This window comes from Bacillus sp. 179-C3.3 HS (assembly GCF_047229225.1).
Lineage (GTDB): Bacteria > Bacillota > Bacilli > Bacillales > Bacillaceae > Bacillus.
In genome coordinates this window covers 16,097-28,228 of sequence record NZ_JBFEFT010000004.1, presented here as the reverse complement: position 1 = coordinate 28,228, position 12,132 = coordinate 16,097, and the positions used below count along the sequence as shown (strand labels likewise).

The following is a 12,132-nucleotide window of genomic DNA, read 5'->3' as shown; positions in this document are numbered from 1 at the left end:
CAACTCCTTACACGACTGTTTTCTCTTGATTAAACTTCCTGACATCGACAAATCGGCCATGTATCGCAGCCATTGCAGCCATTGCTGGGCTGACAAGATGCGTTCTTGCGCCTTTCCCTTGACGTCCCTCGAAGTTACGGTTTGATGTGGACGCACAACGTTCGCCTTCTGGCACCACATCGTTATTCATACTAAGGCACATACTACAGCCAGATTCTCTCCATTCAAATCCTGCTTCAAGAAAAATGTCATGAAGGCCTTCTTCCTCTGCTTGCAATTTGACACTTTGAGAGCCAGGCACCACAATCGCCCTGACATGATCCGCTACTTTTTGTCCTTCAATCATTGAAGCTGCTTGGCGCAAATCGGTCATTCTTGAGTTTGTACATGAGCCAATAAAGACATGCTCAATCGTAATGTCTTCAATTCGCTGGTGCGGATTTACTCCCATGTATTCGTAAGCACGAAGCGCTTCTTTTTTATCATCTTCCTGCACAAAATCTTCAGGGCCAGGGATCGATGCATCAACCGGCAGTACCATCCCTGGGTTAATTCCCCACGTGACCATTGGTGAGATGTCATTGCCGTCTAATACAATCGTTTTATCATACGTTGCCCCCGGATCGGTTCTAAGCGCTTTCCACTCCTCAATGGCTGCTTCGAAATCTTCTCCTTTTGGTGCGTATTTTCGCCCGCGGCAATATTCGAATGTCACTTCGTCAGGTGCGATTAAACCAGCTCTTGCGCCTGCTTCAATAGACATATTACATACTGTCATCCGCTCATCCATCGTCATGTTTCTGAATACTTCCCCCGTGTATTCAATGACATAACCTGAACCGAATTTCACACCATGTGCACCAATCACTGCTAAAATAACATCTTTGGCTGTTACCCCTTTTTGAAGCTTTCCGTCCACTCTAATTTCTAATGTTTTCGGACGTTTTTGCCAAAGTGTTTGTGTAGATAGCACGTGCTCAACCTCACTTGTGCCAATTCCGAAAGCCAGCGCGCCAAACGCGCCATGGGTGGATGTATGACTATCTCCACAAACGATCGTTTTCCCCGGAAGTGTCAAACCAAGTTCTGGACCAACAACATGGACAATTCCTTGATCTACACTGTGAAGATCAGCGAGACGAACACCAAACTCAGCACAGTTGCGTTCTAATGCGCTCACTTGTTTCTTAGCAATTTCGTCTTTGATTTCAAATCGATTGACAGTTGGGATATTGTGATCCATTGTCGCAAATGTGTTTTCAGGTCTTCTTACTTTGCGCCCTTTTTGTCTTAACCCTTCAAATGCTTGAGGTGATGTCACCTCATGCACCAAGTGCAGATCAATATATAAAAGGTCTGGTTTTCCCTCGCCATTTTTGACCACATGTCGATCCCAAATTTTTTCGATGATTGTTCGAGGCATAACCCTTTTCCTCCCTCTACCTAATTCAACAAGATTCTTTTTATACAATCGTTTTCGTACGTTGTTTCAGAGCATCCACAACCGCTAATGTGATATCGTCAGTTGTTTGGTACGTTCCCTCTTTTGCCGCTAGATCCTTTGTTCGCTTACCAGAAGCAAGGACTGCTTCCACCGCTTCTTCTATTGCAGTTGCTTCCTCTTCTAGTGCAAAGGATGTTCTCAGTAAGCTGGCTGCTGACAAAATGGTTGCCAGCGGGTTTGCTACGTTTTGCCCCGCAATATCGGGTGCTGAGCCATGAATCGGCTCATATAGATGAAGTCCTGTGCTTGATAGACTAGCAGATGGCAGCATGCCGAGTGAACCAGTAATCATAGAAGCTTCATCACTTAAAATGTCACCGAACATGTTCTCAGTCACGATGACATCGAATTGTGCGGGATGATAAATGAGCTGCATCGCTGCATTATCTACCAGCATGTGCTCATATGAAACATCTGGATATTGTAAAGCCACTTCTTCTACTGCATCACGCCATAGCTTACTAGATGCCAAAACATTCGCTTTATCAACAGATGTGACTTTTTTACGTCTAGTTAGCGCCATGTCAAACGCTTCTTTTACAACACGGACAATCTCTTCTTTTGTATAAAGTAGTGTATCAACCGCAGCTTCTTTTCCTTCATCATCCGTGTAGCGTTCACTTGGTTCACCAAAATAGAGGCCTCCAGTTAACTCACGAACAATGACAAAATCGACACCGCGAATATGATCTTGCTTCAATGGCGAAGCTTCACTCAAGCTATTAAACACCTTGACAGGACGGATATTTGCAAATAAGTCTAATTGTTTTCGAATGGCGAGCAAGCCTTTTTCTGGACGCAGTTCTGATGGGTTTTGATCCCACTTTGGTCCACCTACAGCTCCTAATAAAATCGCATCCGCGCTTTTACATACATCCACTGTTTCTTGAGGAAGTGGGTTGTTTTTTTCATCTATCGCGATTCCGCCAATCAGTGCTGTTTCAAATTCAAATTCGTGTTCAAATTGTGCAGCGGTCTCTTTTAACACTGCGACCGCTGATTTTACAACTTCCGGACCGATTCCATCGCCGGGCAAAAGTGCAATTTTCTTTTTCACGAGAACGTTCCTCCTTTCTTATGAGATCGCGTGATGTTTCTCAATTTCAATTAGATTTGATTTAAAAATTAAATGTCTATTCACTGCATTCACATAGGCTTTTGCCGATGCTTCTAGCACATCCTGCGCCACACCGCGTCCTGCTGTTTCGTTTCCTTCTATTGAAACAGTGACGTATACTTCTGCTAATGCATCTCTACCTTTCCCATTCGATTGAATACGGTAATCTAGCAAATGAATTCTTTCTTCCATACAACGCTCCAGCGTGTTGTACACAGCTTCTACACTACCGGCGCCAGTAGCGGCTTCTTGTATGAATTCTTGTGTTTCTTGGTTTTTCAAAGAAACGGTTGCGGTTGGCATTTGTTCTGTACCGTAATGGACTTGAAGACTATCAAATTCATATCCAATTTTTCGATCGGCTACTTTTTCTTCCAAAATGATTGAAATCAAATCATCATCAGTGATCTCTTTCTTTTTCTCCGTTAAGTTCTTAAATGTCTCGAAGAATTTATTAATTTCGTCATCTGTTAGTTTAAAGCCAAGTGTCTTCATACGGTCTTTAAACGCATGTCTTCCGGAGTGTTTTCCAAGGACAAGCACATCTGTTGTAACACCGACAAGCTCTGGAGAAATGATTTCATAGGTCGTTTTTTCTTTAAGGAAACCGTCCTGATGAATCCCTGATTCATGTGCAAAAGCGTTGTTTCCAACGACCGCTTTATTGCGCGGAACGATCATCCCGGAGTACTTGCTCACTACATCACTTGTACGTTTAATTTCGTTCAATTGAATAGTTGATTCAACCTGATAGAAATCTTTTCTTATGTGAAGGGCAACTGCAATTTCTTCTAAAGCAGCATTTCCTGCACGCTCTCCAATTCCATTGATCGCTGTTTCGATTTGGTCTGCACCATTTTCAATCGCTGCAAGTGAATTGGCTACAGCCATTCCCAGGTCATCATGACAGTGTGCTGACAATTTCACGCGATCGATATTCGGAACGTGTTCTTTCATATATTTAAAGATATTTCCGTACTCTTGCGGCGCTAAGTAACCAACTGTATCAGGTAAGTTAATGACACTTGCCCCTGCATCAATGACTTTCTCTACAATTTCCGCTAAGAAATCAAGGTCTGTACGGCACGCATCTTCTGCTGACCACTGAACAACTGGAAAACGTTCTTTCGCATATTTCACCATTGAAACAGCCTGTTCAACAACTTCCTCGCGTGTTTTCTTCAATTTATGCTTGAGGTGGATATCAGAAGTAGCAATAAAGACATGAATTCTTGGTTCGACTCCGTCTTTTAATGCTTCCCATGCTGCATCAATGTCACTTTTCACACATCGTGCAAGCCCTGTAACTGAACAGTTTTTAATCGTTCTTGCGATTTCTTGTACGCCTAAGAAATCCCCTCGGGATGAAGCGGGAAAACCCGCTTCAATGATATCGACCCCAAGGCGCTCAAGCTGCTTTGCAATAATCAGCTTTTCTTGTGCATTTAAGTTCACTCCTGGAGATTGCTCCCCATCTCGAAGTGTTGTGTCAAAAAAATTAATTTTTCGCACCGACGCTCACCGCTTCCTTTTTCTTTCCTTGTTTGACGAAAGGCATCATTTCACGAAGTTTTCTTCCGACGATTTCAATTTCATGAACACTTTCACTTTCATTGATGGCATTGAAACGTGGACGATTCACTTGGTTTTCAACAATCCATTCTTTCGCGAATGTTCCATTTTGAATGTCAGTCAAAACAGCTTTCATTGACTCTTTTACGTTTGCATCAACAACGCGTGGTCCTGATACGAAGTCACCCCACTGTGCAGTATCAGAGATTGAATATCTCATGCCTTCTAGTCCTTCTTCATACATTAAGTCTACGATCAACTTCAACTCATGTAGACACTCGAAGTATGCTAGTTCCGGCTGATAGCCTGCTTCTGTTAATGTTTCGAATCCTGCTTTTACTAGTGAAGTAAGACCACCGCAAAGTACTGCTTGCTCACCGAATAGATCCGTTTCTGTTTCTTCTTTAAAAGTTGTTTCAAGTACACCCGCTCTTGCTCCACCAATCGCTTTTGCATAAGCAAGTGCTTTATCTTTTGCTTGACCAGATACATCTTGGTAGATAGCAAATAGTGCAGGTACACCAGCGCCTTGCTCATATGTTCTTCTCACAAGATGTCCTGGACCTTTTGGAGCTACAAGATACACATCCACGTCACTTGGCGGAACAATTTGATGGAAATGAACGTTGAATCCATGTGCGAATACAAGTGAGTTACCTGCTTCTAATTGATCTTTGATTTCTTCGTCATATACTTTCTTTTGTTGCTCGTCTGGAAGTAATACCATCACCACGTCAGCTTGTGCAGCTGCTTCTTTTACAGTGAAGACTTGGTGTCCATCCTCCTGTGCTTTTGTATATGATCCACCTTTTCTAACACCAACAATGACATCTACGCCGCTTTCTTTTAAGTTCAATGCATGTGCATGACCTTGTGAACCATATCCAATGATGGCAACCTTTTGACCATTTAATACGTTTTCTTGAATATCACCGTTATAATATACTTTTACCATTTGACTCTCTCCTTTTGTTTAGACAATTGAAATTGTTTTATTTGTTTGTGGCTTTTGCTGATTATCTCTTGCAAAGGCCGTTGTGCCAGTTCTGGCGACTTCTTTAATGCCGTATGGCTTAAGCAATTCAATGAGCGCTTCAATTTTTGAAGACTCACCTGTCACCTGAATGACAACACTCTCTCTGCTCACATCTACAATTGAAGCCCTAAACGGTTCAATGACCCCTGTGATCTCCATTCTAGATGCTGGTGCAGATACGACTTTTATCAAAGCCAGCTCTCGCTGGACGATTGATTGGTTTGTAATGTCTGTTACTTTGAGAACATCAATTTGCTTGTTTAGCTGTTTTGTTAGCTGTTCAATGTCCTTTTCTTGGTCTACATGGACGACGAACGTGATACGTGATACATCTTGAATCTCAGAATGGCCTACTGTAATGCTTTCAATGTTGTAGTGTCTTTTTGTAAAAAGGCCTGTGATTCTGTTCAGTACGCCCGTTCGATTTAAAACCGTTAACACGATAATTCTTTTCAAGGTTTCACCCCCACCATCTCATGAAGTCCTTTCCCTGGTGCTACCATTGGGAATACTTTTTCATCTCTTGCTACATTGACATCAATGACAACAGGTTCTTTTGACGTTAACGCTTCTTCAAGCTTTTCTTTTGCCTCATCGTCTGAAGAAATTCTGATCCCCTTAATGCCATAAGCTTCAGATAATTTCACGAAGTCTGGCTGCTCTGAAAATTTAGAATATGAGTAGCGTTCTTCGTAGAAAATTTCTTGCCATTGTCTTACCATTCCAAGACTATGATTATTGAGAATAATCACTTTCACTGGAAGGTTCAGCTCACGGATAACGGCAAGTTCTTGCAGGGTCATTTGGAAACCTCCATCCCCTAATACCGCCACAACGGTTGCTTCCCGATCAGCTAGCTGTGCGCCAATGGCTGCCGGTAAACCAAAGCCCATTGTGCCAAGCCCACCAGATGTCACCCATTTATCTGAGTGTTCAAATGGATAGAACTGAGCAGCCCACATTTGATGCTGACCAACATCTGTTGCTACAATGGCTTCTCCTTTTGTAAATTGATGAATATATTCAATCAATTTCTGAGGCTTAAAGCCCTCACCATCATTTTCAACATACCAGAGTGGATATTCTTCCTTCCAATCATTCAATTGAGCCTTCCAATCGTCTGATTCCCCTTGTTTTCCATCCTGCTTGATCAACTCTTCTAGCACTAGCTTACTATCTCCAACAACTGGGATATGGGTGTGAATGTTTTTGCCAATCTCCGCAGGATCGATATCGATATGAGCGACCTTCGCATATTTCGCAAAGTGATTCAGGTTCCCTGTTACCCTGTCATCAAATCGAGCTCCAATTGAAATGAGCAAGTCACATTGATGAAGCGCCATGTTGGCGGCATATGTGCCGTGCATACCAGCCATCCCAAGAAACAGAGGATGATTTGCTGGGAATCCGCCGAGCCCTAGCAGCGTATGTGTGACAGGAATTTGTTGTTGCTCTGCGTACTGCCTTAATTCTTCAGACGCTTTTCCATGAAGAACCCCGGCTCCTGCTAGAATGACAGGTTTTTTCGCTCTACTCACTGCTTCTACTAGTTTGCGAATTTGCAAATAGTTCGGCTCTATTTTTGGCTGATAACCAGGTAAATCAATAGGCTGATCATAATCAAATGTCCCTTCAATGCCCGCAACATCTTTCGGGATATCAATTAATACCGGCCCTGGTCTACCTGTTGTCGCAATGTGGAACGCTTCTTTAATGATGCCTGGTAAATCTTCCGGACGTCTCACCTGATAGCTGTGCTTTGTAATAGGCATTGTGATACCAAGCACATCTGCTTCTTGGAATGCATCAGATCCAATGACTGTGGTGGCAACCTGCCCTGTGAATACAACAAGTGGAAGTGAATCAATCATTGCATCGGCAATTCCAGTGACAAGGTTTGTAGCACCAGGACCTGACGTTGCAATGACAACACCCGGTTTACCCGATACTCTTGCATATCCTTCTGCTGCGTGAATGGCTCCCTGCTCATGCCTTGGCAAGACATGAAACAAACCAGAATCATAAATTTTGTCGTAGATCGGTAAAACCGCTCCGCCTGGATATCCAAAAATGACTTCTACTTTTTCTCTTTTGAGTGCTTCAATTAACATGAGTGCACCGTTCATCGTTTGTGGTGCTTTTGATTGATCCGTCTCCATTTGTACATTTGTCCCCATTTGATTTCCTCCTCTTTGTCTTGCTTCAGTCAAGTCCTTTCACCCTTTTCCATTCAAGATAGAGATATGAGACCATATAAAAAAGCTTTCTCACCCCACAATGACACTACGATTCATAGGTCAAAGGGGCGAAAAAGCTTATTTTTCGCGGTACCACCCTTGTTCACGGCACTTGAACGTGCCGTCTCATGGACATCTTTCATCCATTTTGGTAACGAGTGAGCAATCTCACTCGGTCCGCCCTACTATCATTTCAAGCAGACACTCAGAGGTGAGTTCACTTTAGAAAGTAACACCGGTTTCCACCTAACACCGGCTCTCTGTAGATACTGACTCTAAAGCTACTAGTCCTCTTCAACGTTTATCGATATCTATTTAACTTGCATGAATGTTTTCATCTGTAAAAACGACTTTTTCGCCTTCTTCAACTACTCGCTTGCGGAATTGTTCAAGCAGTTTGTTTGTGTGGAAGCCTGGTTTCCCATCACCGATTGTACGGCCGTCAACCTTCACAACTGCAATGACCTCTGCAGCGGTTCCAGTCAGGAAAACTTCTTCTGCTGTGTACACATCATGTCTCGTGAATGGCTCTTCTTTTACCTCATACCCCAAGTCGTCTGCAATCTCCATGATCGCGTTTCTTGTAATACCTTCGAGAGCACCGATATAACCTGGTGGCGTATAGAGCTTGCCTTGCTTATAAATAAACACGTTGTCCGCTGAACCTTCTGCGACATACCCTTGATCGTTTAGCATCAACGCTTCACTCACACCGGCCATTTGAGCTTCGATTCGGACAAGTATGTTATTTAAATAGTTTAAAGATTTCACTTTCGGACTAAGTACGTCTGGACGATTTCGTCTTGTCGGTACAGTCACAATATCAATGCCAGTTTCATATAGGTGCTTTGGAAAAATGGCCAGTGGTTCCACAATGATCACTGTGTTGGCTCTGCCGCAGTTGTTTGGATCTAGACCGAGATCACCAGCTCCTCTTGACACAACAAGACGAATGTAGGCATCTTTTAAGCCGTTCCTCTCAACTGTATGAATCATGTGTTCAGCGAGTTCCTCAAATGAATATGGAATGTTCAGCATAATGGATCTGGCCGAATCGTATAGGCGATCTAAATGCTCTTTCATTCGAAAGATATTTCCGTCATAGACGCGTATACCTTCGAAAACACCGTCACCGTATAAGAAACCATGATCATAAACTGAAACTTTCGCATCCTCTTTTTTCACGAGTTTATCGTTTAAAAAGATCCACTGTTCCCTTTGGTCTTCCATAATCAGCGAGCACCCTTTCTTGCAAATAAAAATAGTTGAATTTTCAGATACTTCATATTGGAATATCTGATGCATGTTGCTCTGTGTGTGTTTGTTTAGCTTTTGTTGAACCAATCTTACGCTCCTTTCCAAACAGTGTCAACAGCATTTTTAAAATTATTAGACAATTTAGACTAATCGAAATAAATTGTATACGCTTACACCATTGCTAGACAAGGAATGAAAAAACATAAAATTTTTTGTTTTTTTCTGCAAAAATTTTACTTTACATGATCGATTTCTCATTGCACAATCTTTTGTCATATTTTTTCACAGCCTTTTTATCGTGAAAACTCCGATTGAATCGTTTCATTTTGTATGAAGTATCTTTCACAAGTGTAATCTTAGAATTTTATGATAAAATGAGAGCATCTTAATGAAGGAGGGCAAATCATGGCTAACATCAGAGGTTATATTGGAACGTATACAAAGGGAGACAGCAAAGGCATCTATTCATTTACATTAAATACGGACAAGCAACAGATCGAACAAGTAACTGTCGCTGCTGAACTCGAAAACCCTACATATTTAACGGTGTCAGAAGATCAAAAATTTGTCTATGCAGTTGTAAAAAAAGGGACACAGGGCGGTCTTGCTGCGTATCAAATTGATTCAACAACAGGCGCACTTACATTGATCAATCAAGAGCTTGCCGATGGGGCTTCTCCTTGTCATGTCAGTGTTGATGGTGAAACGACATTAGCTTTTACTGCGAACTACCATAAAGGAACAGCAGAAATGTATGACATCGACGCTGACAACGGTGCAATTGTCCGCACGCTATCACAGGCGCAGCATGAAGGAACTGGCCCAAACGAAGACCGACAAGAAAAGCCGCACACACACTTTATGGGTCTTTCGCCAGATGAAAAATATGCCATTGCTGTTGATCTTGGAACGGATGGAATTTATACGTATACAAAAGAAAGCGGCAAACTAGAGCTTGCACATACATTTGAAACAAAACCAGGTAGTGGGCCGCGTCATCTGACGTTCCATCCGACGAAACCATTGGCATATGTCATGACAGAGCTAAGCTCAGAAGTCATTGTCCTTCGTTACTTTGAAGAAGACGGACATTTCGAAGAAGTCCAAACCATCTCGACGATTCCAAGTGACTTTACAGAGAACAACCAAGGAAGCGCGATTCATGTGTCTTCAGACGGACAATTTGTTTATGCGGGAAATCGTGGACATGACAGCATTGCCATTTTTAAAACAGACGCTGATGGCAAACTAAGTCTTGTCGATATCGCCTCATCAGAAGGAAACTGGCCTAGGGATTTTATCCTAGATCCGACAGAAGAATTTTTAGTGGGATCAAACCAAGAATCCAGCAACCTCGTGTTATACAAACGGGACAATGAAACAGGTAAACTAACGGTCTTACAATCAGATATCGCAGTGCCTCATCCAGTTTGTGTGAAGTTTTTAGGATAAATCAAAAAGCCTCCGAATATGGAGGCTTTTTTTTAAGAAGAAGGCATACCGCCATCCTCAAGCTTTTGATCGATCACCGATGTATCTGTTTTTTCACCGAACCATTTGGACAGCCTGTCCTTCGCCTTTCCTTTCACATCAGCATCAATGTACATCGCTACTTGAAATAGAGCAAATGTAATCGCGCCTAAATCATCCGTATAACCGGCACCAATCATTGCATCTGGAATAAGATCAATCGGAAGAATAAAATAACCGAGCGCCCCAATAATCAGCGTCTTCGCTTTCACAGGTACATCAGGTTTTTGCAATGTATAGTAAAGCAACAACACAGCATAGACAAGAGAGACGCCCGCTTTTTGTGCTGTCTTTTTTAATTTTTCCCAAAAGGCATGATCTTGAAAGTGCTTCTCCGAACGCTTTAATCGTTCTATTTTCTCAGATCGTTTCATCTTATCGCCTCCATCATCAGCATAGCCTTCTATCTAGTTATACTAGAAATTTGATGATTGGACAAATAAAAAAGCAGCAGAAAGCCGCTGCATCCTACTGCTCTTTGTAAAACTGTTCAATCGCCTTATCAATATGTACCCATCCTTTATACGAGACATGAATTGTATCTTTAAAGAAATAAGGATCATATTCATGAGATGTTAAATCTGCTAATTCAAATCCATTATCCCTAATTTGACGATTGATTTTTTTATAAAAGGTTGTACGCCCCTCTATTGGAAAACCCGTGTGATCATACCAGTCGCCATTTACTGGAATTGTCACAAATAGTGGTTTCGCCCCAGCTTGTTTTAGTATATCCAACATAAGTTGAAAATCTTTATATTCTGGTGATTCTGCATAAGAGTAATTCTTACGAGCACCCTTCATCTTTGTCATTATCGGTTTTAGGTTACGTTCAAACAGTTTCTGATCGACATAAAACGGATTGTCGCCTGCTTTTTCAGCACCTAGTTTACTCGCTTCTTTTTCAAGTTCAGCCCATGACTTCCCCTTAACCGAAGGAGACGGACGTAGAGTTCGTTCACTGCTCGATCCAATCGTATAATACATGTCTTTCTTTTGAAGCATACCATAGTACGTCTTTGCAATAGGAGAAATAGCGTTAAAAGCCATTTGATTCCCAGAAAGCTCTGCTTTGAAAAGTTCTGTGATGACCATATCATTCTTCACAGCTTTGAAATGCATTATTCTCTTAATAAGCTCTTTTTTTACGGATGGATCAATTTTTTGATTATAAGCTAAATCAAGCGCTTGAAGTGCTGAATAGTTAGGCGCAAAATGCTGTTCGTCCGATCCCCATTTCACAAACCACTGAGGTGACACGATAAACACAAGTTTCTTTCCTTTTAATTGATCCATATGCGCCGCAAAGTTCATCGCATGTATTAATGATTGCGAGCCACCCTTCCCAATGAGATATGGTGTAAATCCTTGAGGATTTTCGTGAAAATAATTGGATGGGTGATATGGATCAAAACGTGACAGTTCAGATGAACCATAAATCGGTAAATAAGTTGGATCTTTTAACATTTCCTCTTGTAAGTAAAGACCTTGAAACATCCCCGGATCTAATCCTGTGGCTGACTTTTGTAATTTATCTTGTGGGATTAGCTGTGAGAGCCATGCATTCGGGACAAGAAGAATGCCAATGAATAGAACAGCCGCTAAAATAAGCGGCCCAAAAAAACGCTTTTTCATTACTTCATCTCTGCCAGCTGCTCAGCAATGTGATTCGGCGTATCCCACACATCACGATCAAACTCTGTAATCGGAACAGTAATTCCCAGCTGACTTTCAATCGCCATAAGTAGTTCAACTGTACCAAATGAATCAAGAAGACCTTCTTCAAAAATCGCAATCTCTGGATTTTCTTTGACGACGTCATCCTGACAAATCTCTGCAATAATATCGTATACTTGATGTTTAAATTCCATAATTTTCT

11 protein-coding genes and 1 other annotated feature are annotated in these 12,132 nt (G+C 41.9%); of the genes, 1 reads left to right on the top strand and 10 read right to left on the bottom strand.

Translation table 11 applies throughout. The features are described from left to right. Nucleotides 1-7 precede the first annotated feature (7 nt). The 7 genes from leuC to ilvE all read right to left on the bottom strand — a co-directional run bounded on the left by leuC (nt 8) and on the right by ilvE (nt 8,696). Nucleotides 8-1,423, bottom strand: coding sequence for a 3-isopropylmalate dehydratase large subunit (gene leuC / locus AB1K80_RS04155; protein WP_412855362.1), 1,416 nt, complete (start codon nt 1,421-1,423; stop codon nt 8-10). Nucleotides 1,424-1,463: 40 nt separating this feature from the next. Then, entirely contained in the window at nt 1,464-2,561 is a 1,098-nt protein-coding gene (leuB, locus tag AB1K80_RS04150) for a 3-isopropylmalate dehydrogenase (RefSeq protein WP_412855361.1), read from the bottom strand. Nucleotides 2,562-2,579: 18 nt separating this feature from the next. After that, nucleotides 2,580-4,133, bottom strand: a complete 1,554-nt coding sequence (locus tag AB1K80_RS04145) for a 2-isopropylmalate synthase (protein WP_412855360.1) — start codon at nt 4,131-4,133, stop codon at nt 2,580-2,582. Continuing rightward, nucleotides 4,120-5,148, bottom strand: coding sequence for a ketol-acid reductoisomerase (gene ilvC, locus AB1K80_RS04140; protein WP_412855359.1), 1,029 nt, complete (start codon nt 5,146-5,148; stop codon nt 4,120-4,122). Before ilvC ends, AB1K80_RS04145 begins: the two co-directional genes overlap by 14 nt. Nucleotides 5,149-5,166: 18 nt before the next feature. Then, nucleotides 5,167-5,685, bottom strand: a complete 519-nt coding sequence (gene ilvN, locus AB1K80_RS04135) for an acetolactate synthase small subunit (RefSeq protein WP_412855358.1) — start codon at nt 5,683-5,685, stop codon at nt 5,167-5,169. Continuing rightward, entirely contained in the window at nt 5,682-7,406 is a 1,725-nt protein-coding gene (ilvB, locus tag AB1K80_RS04130; RefSeq protein ID WP_412855357.1) for an acetolactate synthase large subunit, read from the bottom strand. The genes ilvN and ilvB overlap by 4 nt, the downstream gene beginning before the upstream one ends. A 121-nt stretch (nt 7,407-7,527) precedes the next feature. Then, nucleotides 7,528-7,773, bottom strand: a binding site (T-box leader). Between the two features lie 8 nt (nt 7,774-7,781). Further along, on the bottom strand, nt 7,782-8,696 hold the full coding sequence (gene ilvE, locus AB1K80_RS04125) for a branched-chain-amino-acid transaminase (protein WP_412855356.1): 915 nt from the start codon (nt 8,694-8,696) through the stop codon (nt 7,782-7,784). Nucleotides 8,697-9,128: 432 nt separating this feature from the next. Here ilvE and AB1K80_RS04120 point away from each other — a divergent pair, with 432 nt between their 5' ends. Then, a complete protein-coding gene (locus tag AB1K80_RS04120; protein WP_412855355.1) occupies nt 9,129-10,175 on the top strand; it encodes a lactonase family protein in 1,047 nt (348 codons plus the stop codon). Between the two features lie 32 nt (nt 10,176-10,207). Here the strand turns inward: AB1K80_RS04120 and AB1K80_RS04115 are convergent, their stop codons facing one another. The 3 genes from AB1K80_RS04115 to dltC form a co-directional block, all read right to left on the bottom strand. Next, a complete protein-coding gene (locus AB1K80_RS04115) occupies nt 10,208-10,627 on the bottom strand; it encodes a YkvA family protein (protein ID WP_412855354.1) in 420 nt (139 codons plus the stop codon). A gap of 94 nt (nt 10,628-10,721) precedes the next feature. Further along, nucleotides 10,722-11,888, bottom strand: coding sequence for a D-alanyl-lipoteichoic acid biosynthesis protein DltD (gene dltD / locus AB1K80_RS04110; protein ID WP_412855353.1), 1,167 nt, complete (start codon nt 11,886-11,888; stop codon nt 10,722-10,724). Beyond that, nucleotides 11,888-12,124, bottom strand: coding sequence for a D-alanine--poly(phosphoribitol) ligase subunit 2 (gene dltC / locus AB1K80_RS04105; protein ID WP_412855352.1), 237 nt, complete (start codon nt 12,122-12,124; stop codon nt 11,888-11,890). Before dltC ends, dltD begins: the two co-directional genes overlap by 1 nt. Nucleotides 12,125-12,132 lie beyond the last annotated feature (8 nt).